16 protein-coding genes are annotated in these 22,135 nt (G+C 65.7%); 10 read left to right on the forward strand and 6 right to left on the reverse strand.

What is annotated here, in order from left to right:
- Positions 1-152 precede the first annotated feature (152 nt).
- Both A3M7_RS0102955 and A3M7_RS0102960 read right to left on the reverse strand, forming a co-directional pair.
- On the reverse strand, positions 153-920 hold the full coding sequence (locus A3M7_RS0102955; protein WP_027542582.1) for a DsbA family protein: 768 nt from the start codon (positions 918-920) through the stop codon (positions 153-155).
- A 94-nt stretch (positions 921-1,014) separates the two neighbouring features.
- Positions 1,015-2,415, reverse strand: a complete 1,401-nt coding sequence (locus tag A3M7_RS0102960; protein WP_027542583.1) for a M48 family metalloprotease — start codon at positions 2,413-2,415, stop codon at positions 1,015-1,017.
- 217 nt (positions 2,416-2,632) lie between these two features.
- Here A3M7_RS0102960 and A3M7_RS0102965 point away from each other — a divergent pair, with 217 nt between their 5' ends.
- From A3M7_RS0102965 to A3M7_RS0102975, 3 genes are all read left to right on the forward strand, one after another.
- Positions 2,633-3,820, forward strand: coding sequence for a pyridoxal phosphate-dependent aminotransferase (locus tag A3M7_RS0102965; RefSeq protein WP_027542584.1), 1,188 nt, complete (start codon positions 2,633-2,635; stop codon positions 3,818-3,820).
- A gap of 90 nt (positions 3,821-3,910) precedes the next feature.
- Positions 3,911-4,468 (forward strand): biotin transporter BioY, encoded by a 558-nt coding sequence (locus A3M7_RS0102970; RefSeq protein WP_027542585.1) that lies wholly within the window; start codon positions 3,911-3,913, stop codon positions 4,466-4,468.
- A gap of 85 nt (positions 4,469-4,553) precedes the next feature.
- Complete coding sequence (locus A3M7_RS0102975) at positions 4,554-5,888, forward strand: dicarboxylate/amino acid:cation symporter (RefSeq protein ID WP_027542586.1); 1,335 nt, start codon at positions 4,554-4,556, stop codon at positions 5,886-5,888.
- A 117-nt stretch (positions 5,889-6,005) separates the two neighbouring features.
- On the opposite strand, the gene A3M7_RS0102980 is transcribed toward A3M7_RS0102975, so the two are convergent.
- From A3M7_RS0102980 to A3M7_RS0102990, 3 genes are read right to left on the reverse strand one after another with little or no spacing between them, the layout of a single operon-like run.
- Complete coding sequence (locus A3M7_RS0102980; RefSeq protein ID WP_027542587.1) at positions 6,006-7,238, reverse strand: FAD-binding oxidoreductase; 1,233 nt, start codon at positions 7,236-7,238, stop codon at positions 6,006-6,008.
- Between the two features lie 16 nt (positions 7,239-7,254).
- Entirely contained in the window at positions 7,255-8,478 is a 1,224-nt protein-coding gene (locus tag A3M7_RS0102985; protein ID WP_027542588.1) for an MFS transporter, read from the reverse strand.
- 45 nt (positions 8,479-8,523) lie between these two features.
- Positions 8,524-10,020, reverse strand: coding sequence for an amidase (locus A3M7_RS0102990; protein ID WP_027542589.1), 1,497 nt, complete (start codon positions 10,018-10,020; stop codon positions 8,524-8,526).
- A gap of 208 nt (positions 10,021-10,228) precedes the next feature.
- On the opposite strand from A3M7_RS0102990, the gene A3M7_RS0102995 reads away from it, so the two are divergent.
- On the forward strand, positions 10,229-10,909 hold the full coding sequence (locus tag A3M7_RS0102995) for a helix-turn-helix domain-containing protein (RefSeq protein WP_027542590.1): 681 nt from the start codon (positions 10,229-10,231) through the stop codon (positions 10,907-10,909).
- Between the two features lie 67 nt (positions 10,910-10,976).
- Here the strand turns inward: A3M7_RS0102995 and A3M7_RS0103000 are convergent, their stop codons facing one another.
- On the reverse strand, positions 10,977-13,250 hold the full coding sequence (locus tag A3M7_RS0103000) for a ribonuclease E/G (protein WP_305728052.1): 2,274 nt from the start codon (positions 13,248-13,250) through the stop codon (positions 10,977-10,979).
- Between A3M7_RS0103000 and A3M7_RS51165 the strand changes: the two genes are divergently transcribed.
- From A3M7_RS51165 to A3M7_RS0103025, 6 genes are all read left to right on the forward strand, one after another.
- On the forward strand, positions 13,215-14,153 hold the full coding sequence (locus A3M7_RS51165) for a hypothetical protein (protein WP_305728053.1): 939 nt from the start codon (positions 13,215-13,217) through the stop codon (positions 14,151-14,153). The genes A3M7_RS0103000 and A3M7_RS51165 overlap by 36 nt on opposite strands.
- A gap of 611 nt (positions 14,154-14,764) precedes the next feature.
- The gene (locus A3M7_RS0103005) at positions 14,765-16,060 is read left to right on the forward strand and encodes an N-acetylmuramoyl-L-alanine amidase (RefSeq protein ID WP_027542592.1); all 1,296 of its coding nucleotides are present in this window, start codon (positions 14,765-14,767) and stop codon (positions 16,058-16,060) included.
- 254 nt (positions 16,061-16,314) lie between these two features.
- On the forward strand, positions 16,315-18,816 hold the full coding sequence (locus A3M7_RS0103010; RefSeq protein WP_027542593.1) for a penicillin-binding protein 1A: 2,502 nt from the start codon (positions 16,315-16,317) through the stop codon (positions 18,814-18,816).
- Positions 18,817-19,008: 192 nt separating this feature from the next.
- A protein-coding gene (gene prfB / locus A3M7_RS0103015) for a peptide chain release factor 2 (RefSeq protein WP_135173575.1) occupies positions 19,009-20,140 on the forward strand; the annotation gives its coding sequence in 2 pieces (ribosomal slippage) (positions 19,009-19,077 and positions 19,079-20,140; 1,131 coding nt in all).
- Between the two features lie 2 nt (positions 20,141-20,142).
- Positions 20,143-21,024: an NAD(P)-dependent oxidoreductase gene (locus tag A3M7_RS0103020; protein WP_027542595.1), complete on the forward strand. Its 882-nt coding sequence runs from the start codon at positions 20,143-20,145 to the stop codon at positions 21,022-21,024.
- A 135-nt stretch (positions 21,025-21,159) separates the two neighbouring features.
- Positions 21,160-22,071 carry a DMT family transporter gene (locus A3M7_RS0103025; RefSeq protein ID WP_027542596.1) on the forward strand — a complete coding sequence of 304 codons (912 nt, stop codon included), beginning with the start codon at positions 21,160-21,162 and terminating at the stop codon, positions 22,069-22,071.
- Positions 22,072-22,135: the final 64 nt, after the last annotated feature.

Consider the following 22,135-nt stretch of genomic DNA (forward strand, 5'->3'; position numbering starts at 1 on the left):
ATATCGGTTGTTCCTGAACATCGGCGGTTCCGCGGCATTTGTTTGTTGAACGCCAGATGAATGATTGTGCCGGATCGCGCCACGGTTTGACCCAGCAAAAAGGCCGGCTTTTCAGCCGGCCTCGTTGCATGCGTGAATTGTGAAGCGCGTGATCAGCAGGTCGCCTTGCCGCAGCGGGCAACGCCGATCTTCTCCTTGAGGCCTTCGAGGCCGATGGCGCCGATCACGATCTGCTTGCCGATCACGTAGCTCGGCGTGCCGTTCATGCCCATCGCCTCGGCGAGCTTGAAGTTCTCCTCGATGGTGGCGCGCACCTCGGGGCCGGCGAGATCCTTCTCGATTTTCGCGGTGTCGAGACCGGCCTCCTTGGCCGCTTGCAGCGCGCGCGCCTTGTCGGCCGCGCCGCGGCCGCCGAGCAGCTTCTGGTGGAAGTCGAGATATTTCTTGCCGGTGGGATCCTGCATGCGCACGGCGACGGCGACCTGGGCGGCCTCGACGGAGCCCTGGCTCAGCACCGGAAACTCCTTCAGCACGACCTTCAGCTTCGGATCGCTCTTCATGAGGTCGAGCATGTCGGTCATCGCGCGTTTGCAGTAGCCGCAATTGTAGTCGAAGAACTCGACGAAGGTGACGTCGCCCTCCTTGTTGCCGAGCACGACCTGGCGCGGCGAGTTGAAGATCGCGTCCGCGTTCTGCGCGATGCTGGCCTCGTGCTTCTGCGTTTCGGCCGCGGCCTGGCGCTTGCTGAGCTCGGTCATCGCCTCCTCGAGCACCTCGGGATGGGTGACGAGGTAGTTCTTGATGATCGCCTCGATGTCGGTGCGCTGGGCATCGGAGAAGCTGTCGGCCGACGCGGGCGCGGTTGCGCCGAACATGGCGAGCGCAAACAGCGCGGGAGCAAGCAGACGCAGCGAAGGCATAGGCAAATCCTCTTATCCAAAGCAGGTTTCGGAAAACGTCCCGGCGGACTTAAAGCTCGGTGTCGTGACGTCGTGGTGTCTGGCGTCGTTCTAGCTAGTTGCGCGGCGGCTTGGCCGCCACGATGTCGTCGGCCTTGACCCATCCGGGCGTGCCGATGGCGAAACGGGTTTTCGCGCGCGTGGCGAGCTCGCGGGCGGTCTTGTTGTCGCCGCGCAAGTAGGCGGCCTGCGCCGACGCGAGATCCGCCTCGGCATAATCTCCCTTCCGGCCATAGGCCATCGCGAGCTGGGTAAAGCCGATTGGCGCTTCGGGCTCCCGTGCCACCGCGGCGCGGAGAATCCGAACGGCGTCGTCGGTGTAGGCCTTATTATCGGTTCCAACCAGAGCCTGCCCAAGTAACATCTCGATGAGGGGCGCGTTGTTCGAGAGCGCGACAGCCTTGCGCAGGGGAGCGATCGCATCGGCGGGCTTGCCGCTCTCCAGCAAGGCCTGGCCCCGCACCTCGTAGAAGTACGGGTTGTTCGGCTGGACCTGGATCAGCGCGTCGATCTGGGCGAGCGCGCTGCGTAGATCGCCGTGCAGATAGGTGCTGATGGCGCGGGCATAGCGCGCCGGCAGGCTGTCGTTGGTCTGGGGATAGCGACGGTACACCGTCTCCGGCCGCTCCATGAAGGCGGAGATCTTGGCGCGCACCATGTCATGGCGGAGCTGGAGCGCGGGATCGTCCTTCTTGTCCCAATAGGGGCTGGAGCTTGCGAACTCCTGCAGCGCGGCGACGCGCTCGGCCGGCATCGGGTGCGACTGCAGATAGGGATCGGCGCCGCGCGCGGCGAACAGGCTCTCGCTGGTGAAGCGCTTGAAGGTCTCGTACATGCCCTTCGGCGACTGCCCCGTCGCGGTCAGGAATTTCACGCCGGCACGGTCGGCATTCTCCTCCTGCTGGCGCTGGTAAGACAACAGCGTGCGGCGGATCATCTCCTGTGGACCGGCGAGGGCGGCCGCCCCCGCATTGGCGAGGCCGTTGTTGCCGGTGCTGCTGCGCTGGGTGCTGCCGGCGGCGATCGCGCCGGCGCCGAGCAGCATCGCGATGATCATCTGGGTCTGGGCGGCGGCGAGCTGCTCGCGCAGCTTGGACAGATGGCCGCCCGCCAGATGCCCGGTCTCGTGCGCGAGCACCCCGATGATCTGGTTCGGCGTCTCCGATTGGAGGATCGCGCCGTAATTGACGAAGATGCGGCGGCCGTCCGCGACGAACGCGTTGAACGAGCCGTCGTTGATGATCACCATCTGGATGTTCTGCTTTTCCAGACCGGCGACGCGCAGGATCGGGCGCGTATATTCGCGCAGCAGCTGCTCGGTCTCGGTGTCGCGCAAGACCGGCGGGCCCTTCTGCTGCGCCCGTGCCGCCGGGAGCGGCAGCAAGGCGATCGCCGCAGCCGTGACGAGGGCGGTGAGGGCGGAGGTCTTTTTGCGCAATGCGATCTGGAGCAACATCAAGCGGTCTTGGTCAAACGGTCTTGGTCAAACGGTCTTGGCAAGTCGTCTTGGCAAGCAGTTTCATGATTGGTTTTGGCGATTGGCGGCAGACCGGATACGCGATATGGCCTATGAGCCTTACCCTTATGAGCCGTACAATGCGGCCAGTCTGGGGCGCAAGCGCCCCGTTCCCCGGACCGGACGGACCGGTCCGCCAGCGAAATAGCAGAAATCGATGCACGATGCGACATTGAGGAACCGGTTGGGACAGTGGCTCGAGCCCTCCCGCCGTAGCGATGTTCCCCCGTTCATGGTCATGGACGTGATGGCCGCGGCGGCCCGAATCGAGGCCGCCGGCGGCCATGTCATCCATATGGAGGTCGGCCAGCCCGCGGCCGGCGCGCCGAAGACCGCGATTGCGGCCGCGCACGCGGCGCTCGAGGCGGGGCGGATCGACTATACCTCCGCGCTCGGCATCCCCTCCTTGCGCGAGCGGATCGCGCGGCACTATCGCGACGCCTATGGCTGTGACGTCAGTGCCGAGCGGATCGTGGTGACGACGGGCTCCTCGGGTGGCTTCATCCTCGCCTTCCTGTCGATGTTCGAGCCTGGCGATCGCGTCGCCGTGACGGTGCCGGGCTATCCGCCGTACCGCCACATCCTCACCGCGCTCGGTTGCGAGCCGGTGCTGATCGAGACCACCAACGAGACACGCCACGCGCTCACCGGCGAGGCGCTGCTTGCCGCCCATCGCAAGGCGCCGCTGAAGGGTGTGCTGGTCGGCAGCCCCGCCAATCCGACCGGAACGATGATGTCCCGCGAGGCGCTCTCCGGCCTGATCGCGGCGGCGGAGGATGCCAAAATCCGCTTCATCTCGGACGAGATTTATCACGGGCTCGACTATGCGTTTCCGGCGGTGACGGCGGCGGCATTGTCGGACCACGCCCTCGTGATCAACTCGTTCTCGAAGTATTTTTGCATGACGGGCTGGCGCGTCGGCTGGATGGTCGTGCCGGACATTTTGGTGCGGCCGATCGAGCGGCTGCAGCAGAACCTGTCGATCTCGGTGCCGTCGCTGTCGCAGATCGCGGCCGAGGCCGCCTTCGACGGCGCGGCCGAGATGGAGGAGATCAAGCACGGCTATCAGGAAAACCGGCGCATCCTGATCGAGGGATTGCCCAGGGCCGGCCTCACCAGGTTCCTGCCGGCCGACGGCGCCTTCTATCTCTATGCCGATGTCTCGGACTTCACCTCCGACAGTTTCGAGTTCGCCAAGCAGATGCTGGAACAGGCCCATGTCGCGGCAACGCCCGGCCTCGATTTCGATCCCATCCATGGCCGCTCGTTCATCCGCTTCTCTTACGCGCGTTCGGCGGAGGAGATGCGGGAGGCAGTTGACCGGATAGCTCACTGGCTTAAATAGCCGCCAGTTTTCGCCCCACCTTCGGAGTTCACCTTGTCTGACCGATCCGTCCCGTCCGCTGCTGCACCGCATTCTCCTCTCGCCGCATTGATGTGGCCGACCCGGCCGGGTGAAACCGTGGGCGGCTTTCGCGCCTTCGTGCTGATCGCGCTCGGCACAGCGCTGCTGGCGCTGTCGGCCAAGGTGAACCTGCCGCTGCCTTACGTGCCCATGACGTTGCAGACGCTGGTGGTGCTGATGATCGGCGCCGCGTATGGCTGGCGCCTTGGCAGCGCAACCATGATCGCCTACCTCGCCGAGGGCGCGCTCGGCCTGCCGGTGTTCGCAGGTCCCGTGGGTGGAATTGCACCGCTGGTCGGCCCGACCGCGGGCTATCTGTTCGGTTTCATCGCTGCGGCCTTCGTGACCGGCTGGCTCGCCGAGCGCGGCTGGGATCGCAGCGTGGTGCTGCTGTTTGCCGCGATGGCCGTCGGGCACGTCGTCATCCTGGCCGCCGGGTTCGGCTGGCTGGCCTTTGGCCTCGGCCTTGGCGCGGGCAAGGCCTGGCAGGTCGGCCTTGCGCCGTTCATTGCGGCCTCGCTGGTCAAGAACGCGCTGGGCGCGACGCTGATGCCGGCAGCACGCCGGATCGTCGATCGTCGCGGGTAAAGCGCGCCATTCCGAGCAGTTCCAATTGACAGGGCCGGCCAAGTTGATCTTGGCTGGCCCGGCGTTTTGAGGGGGAGTGAAACAAATGACAACGACAACGATGGCTGGGGCGCCGGTCGCGCCGGCCGCAGCCAAGCCGTGGTACAAGGTTCTCTACGTCCAGGTGCTGATAGCCATTGTGCTCGGCGCCATCGTCGGCTGGCTCTGGCCGACGGTTGCCACCAACGACTGGATCAAGGCGCTCGGCGACGGCTTCATCAAGCTGATCAAGATGGTGATCGCCCCGATCATCTTCTGCACCGTGGTCTCGGGCATCGCCCACATCCAGGACGCCAAGAAGGTCGGGCGCATCGGCGTCAAGGCGCTGGTCTATTTCGAGGTCGTCTCGACCTTCGCCCTGGTGATCGGACTCATCATCGGCAATTTGGTCAAGCCGGGCGCAGGCTTCGGCAATGCGGCGGCAAACGAGGCGGCCGTTGCGACCTACGCCAAGCAGGCCGCCGGTCAGAAGTCCGTGGACTTCGTGCTGCACATCATTCCGGACACCGTGGTCGGCGCCTTCGCCCAAGGCGAGATCCTCCAGGTGCTGCTGTTCTCGGTGCTGTTCGGTTTCGCGATCATGAGCCTCGGTGAGCGCGGCCACACGATCCGCTCGTTCATCGACGACGCCGCGCATGCGGTGTTCGGCGTCATCTCCATCGTGATGCGCGCGGCGCCGATCGGTGCGTTCGGTGCGATGGCCTACACCATCGGCAAGTTCGGCACCGGGGCGATCCTCAATCTGGTCGGGCTGATCGCGACGTTCTACGTCACCGCGGCGCTGTTCGTGTTCGTCGTGCTCGGCATCATCGCGCGCATCGCCGGGTTCTCGATCTTCAAGTTCCTGGCCTACATCAAGGACGAGCTCTTGATCGTGCTCGGCACGTCGTCCTCGGAAAGCGCGCTGCCGTCCCTGATGGAGAAGCTGGAGCGGCTCGGCTGCTCCAAGTCGGTGGTCGGGCTCGTGGTGCCCACGGGGTACTCGTTCAACCTCGACGGCACCAACATCTACATGACGCTGGCGACGCTGTTCATCGCGCAGGCACTTGGCTTCGATCTCTCCTTCGGTCAGCAGCTCACGATCCTGGTCGTGGCCATGCTGACGTCGAAGGGGGCCTCCGGCATCACCGGCGCGGGCTTCATCACGCTGGCGGCGACGCTGGCCGTGGTCGATCCGCGCCTCGTGCCGGGCATGGCGATCGTGCTCGGCATCGACAAGTTCATGAGCGAATGCCGCGCGCTGACCAATCTGTGCGGCAACGGCGTGGCCTGCGTGATCGTCGCCTGGTGGGAGGGTGAGCTCGACCGCGACAAGCTCAACGCGGGGCTGAGCCGGCAGATCGATCCGACCGACATGGAAACGGCGATCACGACGGACTGATCTGCAAGCTGCTTGTGGCGTCGCGGGCCGCGCCGTCAGACCTTGAAGTAATAGGGCTGGTCGAGATCCTCGATCAGCCCATTTTCTTGCGGCGCCCAGCCGAGCAAGCGGTGAAGACTAGAACCGCTCCGGCCGGTACGGCGTCGGATCGATCACCGGCGTCTCGCCGTTCATCATCTCGGCGAGCAGGCGCCCGGTCGCGGGGCCCAGCGTAAAGCCCTGGTGGCCGTGGCCGAAATTCATCCAGAGCCCCGGGTGATGCGGGGCGGGACCGAGCACCGGCAGCATGTCGGGCGTGCAGGGGCGGGTGCCGAACCACGGGTCGGGCTCGACGCGCTTGCCGAGATCGATCAGCTCGCGGGCGGAGGCTTCGGCGCTGGCGAGCTGCACGGGTGTTGCGAGCGCATCCGGACCCGTCAGCTCGGCGCCGGTGGTGATGCGGATGCCCTTGGCCATCGGGCCCATGGCATAGCCGCCGCCCTTGTCGATGAGCGGCAGATCGAGCGAGGCGCCGCCACTGTAATGCATGTGGTAGCCGCGCTTGCGCACCAGCGGGATGCGATAGCCGAATTTGTGCAACAGATCGGGCGACCACGGCCCGAGTGTCACGACGGCTGTCGCGGCATCGATGCGTCCCAGGTCGGTATCGACCGACCAGCCCGCCGCAGTCTGCTGCAGCGACTGCGCATCACCGAGCACGATCCTGCCGCCGAGGCGCTCGAACAGCTCGGCATAGGCTGTCACCAGCGCGCCGGGATCGGACACGGTCCAGGTGTCGAGCCAATGGATCGCGCCAGGGAGATCGTCGCGCAGGACCGGCTCGGCCTTGGCGAGTTCGCTGCCCGAGAGCACACGAAAGTTCACGCCGAACTCGTGCTGGTCTTCCTCGGCCGCCTTGATCGAGAGATCCAATGCAGCGGCGTCGCGATACAGCGCCCGGTAACCGGCGCGACGGATCAGATTGTCGGCATGGGCCTCGCGAATGAGGATGTCGTGCTCTGCCGTCGCATAGGCGATCAGCCGGGCCCAGGCGTCGATCGCCTCACGATGGCGCTTCGGCGCCGAATGCCACCAGTAGCGGAGCAGGGGCTCGATATGGAGATGCAGCGAGGACAGGCTGTAGCGCACGTCGTTGGTGCGCCCGGTCGCGATCTTCAGGAGCGAGGCGAGGTCGCGCGGCATCGGATAGGGGCGGACGGCTTCCGCCTGGATCATCCCGGCATTGCCGTAGCTGGTCTCGCGGCCCGGCTCCCTGCGGTCGATGAGCGTAACGGACCAGCCGCGCTGCTGGAGGTGCAGCGCCGCGCTCACGCCGATCATGCCGCCGCCGAGAACGATCGCGCTTTGCATTGGCAGAATGCTCCTGTCAGGCCGGTTGTGGTGCGAGCCTCGGCTGGGCCGTGCTGATGGTTGTCGCGACCACGACGGACAACGCCGTCATCGCCACCAGGAAACCGAAGGCGGCGTCGAACGATCCGGTTCCGGTCACGATGAAGCCGATGGCGACGGGGGCGACGAAGCCCGCGCTCTGACCGCCGAGATTGACCATGCCGACGCCGGATCCGATCTGGTCGTCGCGGAGCAGTTTGGTCGGAAGCGCGACCACCGCGGCCAGCACGAAGGATTTGAAGAAGTAGACCAGCGACTGGAAGACGATCAGCACCATGATCGTCTCCGCCTTGTACATGGCGTAGAGGAAGATGCCGGTCAATGCGGAGCTGCCGATCAGCAGATATTTTTCGCGCTCGGAGAAGAACGTCGTCATCACCCAGCCGCCGATCGCGGTCGCGATCGTCGCCATCACGAACGGGATCGGCGCCACCACGCCGACGGTCTTGAGGTCGAGCCCGCGGTGTTGGAGCAGATAGAGCGGCATCCAGGAATCCAGGCCCTTGTTGACGCAGCTGAGGCCGAACCACACCACCATCAACTGCCACAGCAGCGGATTCTTTATGAGCTCGCGCATCGGCGCGCGGTTCTCGGGCTTGGCCGGTGCGCCTGCATCGGCCTTGCCCGGGCGTCCCAGAGAGGGGACGAAGACGAAATAGACCACCGCGAAGACGATGCCCGCGATGCCGATGGCGTTGAAGGCATGGCGCCAGCCGAGCCAGAGGATCAGCGGCGCCATGATCAGCGGCGCGACCATGCTGCCGGCATAGTTCGAGGACAGCAGCAGCGCCGACATCTTCGGCCGGCTGTCCTTCTTGAACATTTCGGAGATGCCGCGGATGCTCGCCGGCGGAAAGCCGCCCTCGGCGATGCCGAAGATGAAGCGGATCGCGATCAGCGAGGTCAGCGACCAGGCGATGCTCGTGAACGCCGTGAACAGCGACCACATCACGATGGTGACGATCACGACATATTTCGAGCCGAAGCGGTCGGAGAGCCATCCACCCGGCACCTGCATCGCGGCATAGCCGAGGAAGAACGCGCTGATGACGATGCCGAGATCGGCGGCCTGGAGATTGAAGTCCTTGCCGATTTGCGCCAGCGCCAGCGAGATCGCCGCGCGGTCGATGTAGGAGATGCAGTAGGCGATGTAGAGCAGGACGAAGGCGATGACGCTGGTCTTCCTCGGCAGTTCCGTCATGCTCATCTCCGTTGCGCGGGCGGTGCAGCCAGGACCGGTGTCGGCTCATTCCCAGGTGAGGAAGCCGGGCGCGGCCGACAGTGGCGGTGCTGCGGCGAGCCGTGCCAGGTCGGGGACCGGCCGGCACAATTGCGCATCGCTTGCGAACGCGGCCTCGATGCTTGCGGCGACCGAGAGCACGATCGCGTCGCCGCCACGCGGGCCGACGATCTGAAGGCCGAACGGCAGGCCCGCTTCATCAAGGCCGAGCGGAATGCTGATCGCGGGGTGGCCGGGAAGCGTGACGGCATAGGCGAGTGCGAGCCAGTGAAAATAGGATTTGGTCGGCACGCCGTCGATCTCGGCGGGATAGAGTTCCGACCAGGGGCGCGGGCTCAGCGTAATGGTCGGGCTGATCAGCACGTCGCAAGTCTCAAAGAAGGTCTGGTACGCACGATAGATCCGCGTCTGCGTCGTTGCGGCGCGCCCATGGTCCTCGAGCGTGTAGCTCAGGCCTTCCTCGACATTGGCGCGGACATTCGGGCCGAGCATTTCGGGGCGCTCTTTGTAATTCTTGCCGTGCATCGCCAGGAACAGGCCGGCGCGCAGGACCGCGAACGCGTCGTCGGCGCCGGAGCAATCCGGCGTCGCCTCGCGGCAGTCGGCGAACAGCGGCGCGAGCTTGCTCACGCGATCGCGGAACACGCGGCGGATGGCCTGCTCGGTCGGGGCGAAGCCAAAATCCTCCGTGAAGGCGAGGCGCAGCTTGCTAAGATCCGCGGGACGCGGTGCGGCCCAGCGTTCGGCGCGACCGCGCACGGGCTCGCCGGGCAGCGTATAGGCCAGGGGATCGCGGACATCGTCGCTCGCCATCACCGACAGCATCAGCGCGGTGTCGGCGACATTGCGTGCCATCGGTCCGTCGGTCGACAGGTTCGACCAGCCGAAGGCGCGCTTCTCGCTGGCCACGAGACCGTAGGAAGGACGCATGCCGACGATTCCGGAGAAGCCGGCCGGATTGCGCAAGGAGCCGCCGGTGTCCGAGCCCGAGGCGAGCGGGGCCATGCCGCAGGCGAGCGCCACCGCCGAACCGCCGGAGGAGCCGGCCGCCGAGCGCATGGGATCGAAGGGATTGCCGGTCGCGCCGAACACCGGATTGCGGGTGTTGCCGCCGGCCGCCCATTCCGGCGTGTTGGTCTTGCCGAAGATGATGGCGCCGGCCGCGCGCAGCCGCGCGACCGAGCCCTGGTCGGCGACCGGGACATTGTCGCGCAACAGGGGGCTGCCATAGGTGGAGCGCAGTCCGGCGGTGTCCTGGGTGTCCTTGATCAGGACCGGAAGGCCGTGCAGCGCGCCGCGATCCTCGCCGCGCAGGATGGCGGCTTCGGCTGCCTTTGCCGCCATGCGCGCGCGGGGCTCGTCCAATGTCACGACGGCATTCACGGCAGGATTGATGGTGGCGATGCGCGACAGGCAGGCGTCCAGCAGTTCGACGGGCGAGATCGCCCGCGCGGCCAGCAGGCGGCGCAGCTCAACGGCGCTGGAATCGCAAAGTCCGGACACTGCCAGTCCCTTTCAGATTATGAAAACGATTTAGCATATCGGAAAGTAAGGGAAGCGCACCAATATTCGTCAAACCGGGGCGTTTCGTGCACAAATGCTGGCGCTGCTGCCCAACGGGCCGCCAAATGGGCTGCTCAAGGGGTGTCTTGGCCGAAAAGATTAGACGGATAGGCCAACAATTTTTCCATCGCCGTGATAGGGTTGCTGCATGAGCGAGATAACGACGCCCGAAGGTGCCAATTCCCAGCTCGGGCAATGCCTCAAGGCGGCCCGCCAGGCCCGCGGCCTGACGCTCAAGCAGGTGGCGGAGCGGACCGGCATGGCGCTCTCGACCCTGTCGAAGGTCGAGAACGGCCTGATGTCACTGACCTACGACAAGCTGCTCCAGCTCACCTCGGGCCTGAAGATGGAGATCGCCGAGCTGTTCAATCCGGCGGTCGCGGCGCCCGTGCAGGGCCGGCCGGTCACCGCGCGGCGGAGCATCAGCCGGGCCGGGCAGGGCCAGGTGATCACCACGAAGTTCTACACCTACACCTATCAATGCACCGATCTGATCGGCAAACGCATGGTGCCGATCGTGGCCGAGGTTCGCGCGCGCTCGCTGGAGGAATTCGGCCCGCTGCTGCGCCATGGCGGCGAGGAATATTTCCTGGTGACGAGCGGACGGGTCGCCGTCCACACCGAGTTCTACGCGCCTGAGATCCTCGGTGAGGGCGACGGCATCTATCTCGACAGCACCATGGGCCACGCCTACCTCAACGCCGGCGAGGCAGCTTCCGCAAAAGGCGTCTGCCTGTGCACCAGCGAGGCGCCCGATCTCTACGACCAACTGCGCCAGATCGCCTCGCGCGATGTGGCGCCGCTCGGTGATGACGAACTGCCGCCATAGTGGTTCGGCGAGCGGCGAAACGAAAAACGCCCGGCCTGGCCGGGCGTTTTCTATTCTGTGTCCGACTTTATTCGCCGCCGCCGAAGCGGCGGGACCACCAGCCGGCGCGGCGCGGGGCGGCCGGTGTTTCGCTTGCCGCTTCCGGTGCGGGCGCAGGTGCCGGCGGAGCGGCCGGTTCGCTTACCTGCGCAACCGGTGCTGCGGGCTCGCTCGGGCTGCTCGACAGGAAGCTCACCTTTTCGCGGACGGTGGAGCGACGCCGGGCGGCCTTGTCGTCAGCGGGCTCTTCTTCTGCCGTTACGACAGCAGGAGCTGGCTCCGGCTGGGCCGGCGCCTCTGCCTGCACCTCGGCACGCGGCTCAGGCTGGGTGGCTTGCGGCTCGGCGGTGTGCTCGGCCTGCGCGATCGAGGGCGCAGCCTCGCCGCCAAAGCCGTCGAAATCGGCCACCGCTTCGACAGCTTCCGATGGTGACTGGGTGCCGAGTTCGTCGCCGATGGAGCCGGCAAGACCTTCCTCGCCACCCCCACGCCGACGGCGTCCGCCTCTGCGACCACGCCGGCGCCGGCGCTCTCCGCCGCCCTGCTGCTCGCCACGGGCTGCCTGTTCCTCGCCTTCCTCGCCGTCCTGCTCGGACTCGGCCTCCTCATCGCCTTCGCCGGCAGCCACAGCCGCCTCGGGAAGAGCGGGGGCGCTATCGTCGCGCAGCTCGCCGTCGCGCTGGCCACCGCGGCCGCGCCGGCGACGGCGGCGCTTGCGGCGCTGACCGTCCTGCTCGGGGGCTGCCTCGCCGGCAGCCTGCTCTTCAGTGAGACCTTCGGTCTCCTCGGACTCGATCTCGGATTCCAGCTCCGGATCGAACTCCTCGTCGTCATAGGCCTCTTCAACCGCCGGCGGCGGGCTTGCCGCGGCCTGCGCCGCGAGCAGCGCCTTGGCGGCTTCGAGCGTATGCACCTGCTCGCCGCGATCGATGAGGTAGGCCTGCGGTCCGCTGACGCTCGGGTCGGCGATGACCGCCAGGGTGACCTTGAAGCCGTTTTCGAGGTCGCGCAGATGGCCGCGCTTGTGGTTCAGCACGTAGAGCGCGACGTCGGTGCGGGTGCGGACCACGAGATTGTGGGTCGCGCCCTTCATCAGGATCTCTTCGAGGCCGCGCAGAAGCTGGAGCGCAACCGAGGACACCGAGCGGACATGGCCGGTGCCGCCGCAATGCGGGCAGGGATCGGTCGAGGATTCCAGCACGCTGGCACGGATGCGCTGGCGCGACATCTCGAGCAGGCCGAAATGCGAGATGCGTCCGACCTGGATGCGCGCGCGGTCCTGCCGCAGGCAATCGGACAGCTTGCGCTCGACCGCACGGTTGTTGCGCTTCTCGTCCATGTCGATGAAGTCGATGACGATCAGGCCGGCGAGGTCGCGCAGGCGGAGCTGGCGGGCGACCTCTTCGGCCGCCTCCAGGTTGGTCTTGAGCGCGGTGTCCTCGATATGGTGCTCGCGCGTCGAGCGGCCGGAGTTGACGTCGATCGAGACCAGCGCCTCGGTCTGGTTGATCACGATGTAGCCGCCGGAGCGCAGCTGCACGGTCGGCGAGAACATCGCGTCCAGCTGGCTTTCGACGCCCATCCGCGAGAACAGCGGCTGGCCGTCGCGATACTGCTTCACCGCACTGACATTGGCGGGCATCAGCATCTTCATGAAGTCGCGTGCTTCGCGGTAGCCGGATTCGCCGGCAACCGAGATCTCGTCGATCTCCTTGTTGTAGAGGTCGCGCAGCGAGCGCTTGATCAGCGAGCCTTCCTCGTAGACGAGGGTCGGGGCCTGCGACTTCAGCGTCAGGTCGCGCACCGTCTCCCACATCCGGATCAGGTATTCGAAGTCGCGCTTGATCTCGGGCTTGGTGCGGGCGGCGCCGGCGGTGCGCAGGATGATGCCCATGCCCTCGGGCACGTCGAGATCCTGCACCACTTCCTTCAGACGCGAGCGGTCCTGGGCGCTGGTGATCTTGCGGCTGATGCCGCCGCCGCGCGCGGTGTTCGGCATCAAGACGGCGTAGCGGCCGGCGAGCGAGAGATAGGTCGTCAGCGCCGCACCCTTGTTGCCGCGCTCTTCCTTGACGACCTGCACCAGCATCACCTGGCGGCGCTTGATGACTTCCTGGATCTTGTACTGGCGGCGCGGACGGAAGGTGCGCTCCGGCACTTCCTCCATCACATCGTCGCCGCCAACGGATTCGACGACTTCCTCTTCGGCTTCCTCGCCGTCGTCATCCTCGTCGTCGTCGTCGTCAGTCGCCGCTTCAGCGTCGTGATGCGGAGCTTCCGTGCTTTCGCCGGCAGCGTACACGGCATCGGCCGGTTCAGCGGCGGCGGTTACGGCTTCGGCCAGAGCTTCTGCGTGCGCTTCGGAGGTCGCCTCCTGCGGTTCGGCAGCGACCACGGGTTCGGCGCCAACGGCCGCGACAGGCGCGGGCGTCTCGTCGGCATGATCATGGTCGTGATGATCGTGCCCGCCGTCATGACCATGGTCGTCATGATCGCGAGCGTGATCGTGATCGTGATGATGGTCGTCGTGCCCGTGTTCATGGTGATCATGATCGTGATGATCATGGTCGTTGTGATCATGGGCATCGTGCTCGCCGTGATGCTCCGCGTCGGCGTGCAGATGCTCGCCCTCATGCGGAGCGCCTTCGGCGTTGGCGGCGCTCGGCCCGCCATCGACCGGCTGGGCCGCGGGATCCGCGCCGGCGTCGAGGCCTTCGACGATGTCGCTGCGGACCCGTTCGCCATGACCGCGGCGGCGGGCATTGCGGTGACGCGAGCGGCGGCGGCCGTGCGAGCGGTTCTCGCTCTCTTCCTCGGCCTCGCGATGGGCCTGTTCCTCGGCCTCGATCAGCGCCTGCCGGTCGGCAACCGGGATCTGGTAGTAGTCGGGATGGATTTCGCTGAAGGCGAGGAAGCCGTGGCGGTTGCCGCCATATTCGACGAAGGCGGCCTGGAGCGAGGGTTCGACCCTTGTGACCTTGGCGAGGTAGATATTCCCGCGCAGTTGCTTGCGTTGCGCGGTCTCGAAATCAAACTCTTCGACGCGATTGCCGCGGACCACGACAACCCGGGTCTCCTCCGGGTGGGTGGCATCGATCAACATCTTGTTGGGCATGTCTTAACTCTTGGCGGCGGCGGGCGCGATACACCGTGGGCGCGATCTGCGCTGCCGGGTGACGCGACGGTCCACCTGATTCGGGGGTGAGGGGAAGGCCGAAACGCCGTCTCTCGCGCCTTGCCGGACCGGAAGCTTCAGGACCACGGCGGCGCGCGGGATTATCACTCCGCAGCGTCGCGAATGGTCCTTCAGAATTCGTCGGCACAGTCTGGCGCATCAAGCGTCGGCCCGTATGAAACATTGGGCGGCGAGGCCGCCCCTCAATCAGTTGCTGCTGGCCAGGCATGGCGCGAGCGCGCTCGCCTTGGGGATCACGAACCGCTCCCTTGGGATCAAGGGACCGGGCAATGGGTTATGTCGCTGTCCGAACCGCCCCGGAAACGTGGTATCCGGAAACCGTCCGCCGCCGGGGCTTGGCCCGCTCCACCTCGCTGCCGCGCACCGCGCTGGTCTTAGAGGAGAACGGAAAACGCTGGAATTCCCAAACCTTGAGAGTTCCGGCGCTGCACCGGGAGGCTGAATGCGACACAACCGGAAATATCGGCCGTCAGCATTCCGTACATACGAGGAATGGGCCATCCGTGCAAGGGAGCGTCGCACGGCGGTCACAGTCAGCTAGTTTCGCGTTTCTGTCATTAAGGATCGATTAACCCTGTGGTTCTATTGCGTTAAAAGAGCTGCTCGGAGGCACGGAATCGGTGGCGAGCCGCGCAAATCAAAGGGTCTTGCTGGGATGCGTGCTCCTGTGCGCCGCAGCATTGCCATGTGCTGATTCCTCCCGCCTGAGCGCTGCGGAAAGCCAGCCGCAACCCGCTGTTGCGGCAGCGAATTATCCAATCGCCTCGGCCGCCCGGCTGGCTGGCGATGGCAAGCAGACCCGCTTCATCCTCGACATCGACCAGACCGTCACCTTCCGCGCCGTCACGCTCGCCGACCCGTACCGGGTGGTGGTCGACGTGCCCCAGGTCAATTTTCAGCTGCCTGCGGGCACCGGGTCCGGGGGGCGGGGGCTGGTCAAGGCCTTCCGCTATGGGCTCGTCATGCCCGGCGGCTCGCGAATCGTGTTCGACCTGACGGGGCCTGCCAAGATCGCCAATTCCTACGTGCTGGAGGCGGCCAACGGCCAGCCGGCCCGGCTCGTGCTCGAGCTGGAGGAGGTCGACCGCGCCGCCTTCGTGCAATCGCTCGCCCCGGAAAACCGCCCTGAGCTGCGGCCCGCGATCGCCGATGCGCCGCCCGCCACGGTGCCCGCGACGGCAGCCCCGGAACCGGCGCAGCAGAAGGCCGACGGCCGGCCGATCGTGGTGATCGACCCCGGCCATGGCGGTATCGACAACGGCACGCAGTCGAGCGGCGAAAGCGAGAAGAACCTGGTGCTGGCCTTCGGTCTGGCGCTGCGCGACCGGCTGGAAAAGGCCGGCAAATACCGTGTCGTGATGACGCGGAACGACGACACGTTCATCCCGCTCAATGACCGGGTCAAAGTCGCCCGCAACATCAAGGCGGCGCTGTTCGTCTCGATTCATGCCGACGCGCTGCCGCGCACCGAGGGGGATGCCCAGGGCGCCACCATCTATACGCTGTCCGACAAGGCCTCCGACGCTGAGGCCCAACGTCTGGCTGATGCGGAAAACCGCGCGGACGCGATCGCCGGCTTCAACCTCGCGGAGGAGCCGACCGATGTCGCCGACATCCTGATCGATCTGACGCAGCGGGAAACCCGCACATTTTCAAACCGTTTTGCTCATTTGCTGATGAGCGAAATGAAGTCGACCGTGCGGATGCACAAGCATCCGCTGAAATCGGCCGGTTTCCGGGTGCTGAAGGCGCCCGACGTGCCGTCTGTGCTGGTCGAGATCGGTTATGTCTCCAATAAAGGCGATCTCGGGCATCTTGTCTCCGAGGGTTGGCGGTCCCGCGCCGTGGGCTCGATGGCGCAAGCCATCGACGGGTTCCTGGCCAAGCGGCTGGCGACCGCCGGATCGTCGAATTGACGACCGGGGGACCGTCGAATTGAGAGAATTGAGGAAGGGTTTTTCCGTCTCGCCGCAAAAGCCCTAGTTTGGCCACAGCGGGCGATTTATAAAAACGCCGCAGGGGGTTCCGGAATCGGCGAGAATCCCGTTCGGCGAGCGTCTTTAGGTCCGGCACTGACGTAATTGAGTAGGCCGGTGAATGCGCGACGTGAGGTTGGCGCCTGTTTTGGGTGCCAAGGGGCTGATCCAGAGTTTGAACGGATAAACAGATAATGCGCTTGCTGGTGCGGTTCATGGGCTTCCTGTTCGCCGCGGGAACGGTGGTGTTCCTTGTCGGTGTCGGGGCCGTGGCGGGCCTGATCTGGCATTTCTCCAAGGACTTGCCGGACTACTCTCAGCTTCAGGATTACGAGCCGCCGGTGATGACGCGTGTGCACGCGGTCGACGGTTCGCTGCTCGGCGAATACGCCAAGGAGCGGCGGCTGTATCTGCCGATCCAGGCGGTGCCGAAGCTCGTGATCAACGCCTTCCTCGCTGCCGAGGACAAGAATTTCTACGAGCATGGCGGCATCGACTACACCGGCATGGCACGCGCGGGCGTGGTCTATATCCAGAACTACGGCTCCAACCGCCGTCCGCAGGGCGCCTCCACGATCACCCAGCAGGTCGCCAAGAATTTCCTTCTGACCAACGAGGTCTCCTTCGCGCGCAAGATCAAGGAAGCCTTGCTGGCGATGCGGATCGAGAAGACCTATTCGAAGGACAAGATCCTCGAGCTGTATCTGAACGAAATCTACCTGGGCCTCGGTGCCTACGGCATCGCAGCCGCTTCGCTGGTTTATTTCGACAAGTCGGTGAATGAGCTCACGGTGGCGGAAGCGTCCTATCTCGCGGCGCTGCCGAAGATGCCGGCGACGCTGCATCCGGTACGTAACCGCGACCGCGCCATCGAGCGCCGCAACTACGTGGTCGACCGCCTGTTGGAGAACGGCTGGATCAAGCAGGCCGACGCCGACAAGGCGCGCAAGGAGCCGCTGGCCGTCACCAACCGGTCCAACGGCGCCCACACCTTCGCCGGCGAATATTTCGCCGAGGAAGTTCGCCGCGACATCTTCGAGCGCTACGGCGAGAAGAAGCTTTACGAGGGCGGTCTGTCTGTCCGCACCACGCTCGATCCGAAGATCCAGGTCATGGCGCGCAAGACCATGGTCGCGGGCCTCGTGAACTATGACGAGCAGCAGGGCTATCGCGGCGCCATGAGCAAGCTCGATACGTCGGGCGACTGGGGCGTGAAGCTTGCCGAGATCAAGTCGCTTTCCGACATCTCGCCGTGGCGCATGGCGGTGGTGCTGGAGACCAGTGACCAGTCGGCGCGCATCGGCTTCCAGCCGAGCCGCGAGCTCGGCGGCGCCATCAGCAAGCAGCGCGAGACCGGCCTGATCACGCTCGACGGCATCAAATGGGCAAGGGCGGCCACCGGCGCTGCGAAGGGCAGGGCGGCAACGGCGGTGTCGCAGGTGCTCCAGCCAGGCGACGTGATCTATGCCGATCCGCTCTACAAGGACGGCAACCCGGTCGAGGGACAGTACCGGCTGCGCCAGATCCCCGAAGTTTCGGGCGCGATGGTGGTGATGGACCCCTGGACCGGCCGCGTGCTCGCGATGGTCGGCGGATTCTCGTTCGACCAGAGCCAGTTCAACCGCGCCACCCAGGCCTACCGGCAGCCGGGTTCGTCGTTCAAGCCGATCGTCTATTCGGCCGCGCTCGACAACGGCTATACGCCCTCGACCGTGGTGCTCGACGCGCCGATCGAAATCGACCAGGGCCAGGGCGCCGGCGTGTGGCGGCCGGAAAACTTCTCCTCGGGCAAGTTCCAGGGGCCCGTGACGCTGCGCAACGCGCTGCGGCAGTCGCTCAATACCGTGACGGTGCGCCTCGCGCAGGACATCGGCATGCCCCTGATCGGCGAATATGCCCGCCGCTTCGGCGTCTATGACGAGCTGCCGAACTATCTCTCCTACGCGCTCGGCGCCGGCGAGACCACGGCGATGCGCATGGTCACGGCCTATTCGATGCTCGCCAATGGCGGTCGCCGGGTGAAGCCGACCCTGATCGACCGTATCCAGGATCGCTACGGCCGCACCATCTTCAAGCACGACCAGCGCGAATGCCGCGGCTGCGACGCGCCGGGCGGCTGGAAGAATCAGAACGAACCGCAGCTGATCGACCGCCGCGAGCAGGTGCTCGACTCCATGACCGCCTATCAGATCACCGAGCTGATGGAGGGCGTGGTCCAGGCCGGTACCGCGACCGTGGTCAAGGAGGTCGGCAAGCCGATCGCCGGCAAGACCGGTACGACCAACGAGGCCAAGGACGCCTGGTTCGTCGGCTTCTCGCCCGACGTCGCCGTCGCCATCTATATGGGCTACGACAAGCCGCGCGCGCTCGGCAGAGGCAACGCTGCGACCGGCGGCCATCTGGCTGCTCCCATCGCGCGCGATTTCCTCAAGCTCGCACTCGCCGACAAGCCGGCGGTTCCGTTCAAGGTGCCGGCCGGCATCAAGCTCGTGCGCGTCGTCGCCAAGAGCGGCATGCGTGCGGGCCCGGGCGAGACCGGCGGGACCATCCTCGAAGCCTTCAAGCCGGGCACGGCGCCGCCGGACAATTATTCGGTCATCGGCGTTGCCGACGCCGACGGGCGCATGCCGGCGTCGCAGCAACAGCAGCCGGATTCCGGCTTCTTCATGCGGCCGGGCACCGGCGGGCTGTACTAAGGCTTAGGACAAGACAGACGTTTGTCGCAGCGGCGGTTGCGCTTTGCAGCCGCCGCCGCTACATCCCCATCCGCGCGATGAGTTATCGCGCTTTATTTCTTGTTTGCGCACGCTCCTTTCGGGAAACCGCTGCACGCCTTCCCGGATCATGCGCTAGCACGCGGAACCGATTCCGCGAGACACGAGAACGACATGCGCGCCGAAATCGAACGGTTGGTAGAAGAGATCAAGCAGTCAGTCGGGCTGCTGAGGAGGCATCTTTGACGTCGAGAAATCGACGGCGCGCCTCGCTGAGCTGAACAAGCTCGCAGAAGATCCCAACCTCTGGAACGACCCCCAGAAGGCCCAGAAGCTGATGCAGGAGCGGACCTCGCTTGAGGACTCGCTCTCGGGCATCGGCAAGGTCGAGCAGGAGCTCGAGGACGACATCGGCATGATCGAGCTTGGCGAGGCCGAGGGCGATGACGGCGTCGTCGCCGAAGCCGAAGCCGCGCTGAAGGCCCTCAAGAAGGAAGTCGCGCGGCGCGAGCTCGAGGCGTTGCTGTCGGGCGAAGCCGACCGCTTCGATTCCTATCTCGAGGTCCATGCCGGCGCCGGCGGCACCGAAAGCCAGGACTGGGCGCAAATGCTGCTGCGCATGTACACGCGCTGGGCGGAGACGCACGGCTTCAAGGTCGAGTACCTCGAAGAATCCGAGGGCGAAGAGGCCGGCATCAAGTCGGCGACGATCCAGGTCTCGGGTCACAATGCCTATGGCTGGCTCAAGACCGAAGCGGGCGTGCACCGGCTGGTGCGCATCTCGCCGTTCGATTCCAACGCACGGCGGCACACGTCGTTTTCGAGTGTGCAGGTGTTCCCGGTCATCGACGACAGCATCAAGATCGACATCAAGGAATCCGACGTCCGCACCGATACCATGCGCTCGGGCGGCGCCGGCGGCCAGCACGTCAACAAGACCGAATCCGCGGTGCGGCTGACGCATATTCCGACCGGTGTCGCGGTGGTCTGCCAGGCCGGCCGCTCCCAGCACAAGAACCGGGCACAGGCCTGGGACATGCTGCGTGCTCGTCTCTATGAAATCGAGCTGAAGAAGCGCGAGGAGAAGGCGGCCGCCGACCAGGCCGCCAAGACCGACATCGGCTGGGGTCACCAGATCCGCTCCTACGTGCTGCAGCCCTACCAGATGGTGAAGGATCTGCGCACCGGCGTGCAGACGTCCGACACGTCGGGCGTGCTCAACGGCGAGCTCGACGACTTCATGGCCGCAACGCTGGCGCAGCGCGCCTTCGGCACCCCTGGCGCCGACATCGAGGATGTGGATTAGCCATGCCCCGCGTCGCCTTCATCGGGCTTGGACGGATGGGCCATGGCATGGCCGGCCGCTATCTCGATGCCGGCTTCACGGTGACGGTGTGGAATCGCAGCAAGGCCAAGGCTGAGGATTTGATCGCCCGCGGCGCGCATTGGGCGACCTCGCCTGAGGATGCTGCGATCGATGCCGACGTGGTCGTGACCATGGTTGCCGACGACGAGGCCTCGCGCGCGGTCTGGCTGGGGCCGAAGGGCGCGGCCAAGACGGCCAAGGCCGGCATCATCGCGATCGAATGCTCCACCGTCTCCTATGACCATGCGCGCGAGATGGGCCGCGAGCTGAATGCGCGCGGGCTGATCTACATCGACTGCCCCGTGACGGGATTGCCGGATGCTGCAGCAAGCGGAAAGCTGACGCTTTTGGTCGGCGCAGATGCAGCCGATCTCGAACGCGCGCGGCCCTATCTCGAACCGATCGGCTCGACCATCCGCCATTTCGGCGCGGTCGGCTCCGGCACGGTCTACAAGCTCATCAACAATCTGATGGGCGCGATCCAGATCGCCGGGCTCGCCGAGGGCCTTGCGATCGCCGAGCAGGCCGGGCTCGACATGAACCTGGTGCTGGAGTCGATCCTTTCAGGCGTTGCCGCAAGCCCGCAGGTGCAGCGTCATTCCAAGCGCATGGTCGCCCGCGACTTCGGCGGCGCGACGTTCACGGCGGCGCTGCGGCACAAGGATGCCGCTTATGCCGTGAAGCTTGCCGAGAGCCTGCTCGCCGACAAGCCGCTGGTGGCACGCGCCGCAGTCGAATCCTACGCGCGCGCGAAGGCTGCGATGCCTGATGACGACGAAGGCAAGATGATCGAGCTGGTGTCGCGGCCGAAGAAGCCGTCCTAGCCGGTCGCATCAACATGGGGCAGCCTCGTTCGCCCTATCGCTTCTGAACACGGGAATTCCAGACCTCATCGGAAATCGGGTGGCAAAGCGCGTCGCGTCGTACTAGGCGGAGGTCAACTGCCGATGTGAGACGCCATGCCCCCGAACGATTACAGGATCGACGCGCGAGACTGGTCGCTGCTCGGCGTGCTCTCGGTCCTCTGGGGCGGCTCGTTCTTCTTCAACGGTGCGGGCTTGCGGGAATTGCCGCCGCTCACCCTGGTGTTCCTGCGCGTCGCGCTGGGCGCGGCCATTCTCCTGCCGCTCCTGCGCGCGCAAGGGATCGGTTTTCCCAGGGGCATGACAGGCTGGAAGCCGTTCGTTGTGATCGGGCTGTTCAACAACGTCATCCCGTTCTCGCTGATTGTGATCGGCCAGACCTTCATTCCCAGCGGACTAGCTTCGATCCTGAATGCCACCACGCCGCTGTTCACCGTGATCGTCATGGCGTTGGCGGGCGAGGAAGCCTTGCAGATGCGGCGGGTCGGCGGTGTGGTTCTGGGCGTCGTCGGCGTGGTCATCCTGCGCGGATGGGGCATCGAGACGAGGCCGGGGCAGGGGTTCGGCATTCTGCTCTGCCTCGGTGGCGCGTGCAGCTATGGCTTCGCGGCGTTGGCGGCGCGGCGGTTGTTGAAGGACTCGGCTCCGCTTGGAACGGCGACTTTTCAACTGATGGCCTCAACGGTGATGATGGCGGTTGTCGCCGGCGTCATGGAGCAGCCATGGCATCTGCCGATGCCGGGCCTCACGACCTGGCTCGCGGTGCTCGGCCTTGCCGGCCTGTCGACGGCGCTCGCCTACATCGTCTTCTTTCAGATCCTGCGGCGTTCGGGCGCGACCAATGTCATGCTGGTGACGCTGCTCATTCCCGTCACCGCCATCCTGCTGGGATGGCTGGTGCTGGGCGAGCCGATCTCCATGCGCGAGATCGCGGGCGCCATCGTCATCGGCAGTGCGTTGCTCGTGATCGACGGGCGCGCTCTGAGAATGCTGCAGCGCGTCGCGTAAGTTCTCGCTCCACCGTTTCACCTCGCGGAAAATCGTATCGCTTGCCAGCGGCAAGCCTGCTTGC

Source organism: Bradyrhizobium sp. WSM2254 (genome assembly GCF_000472645.1).
Classification (GTDB): Bacteria; Pseudomonadota; Alphaproteobacteria; order Rhizobiales; family Xanthobacteraceae; genus Bradyrhizobium; species Bradyrhizobium niftali.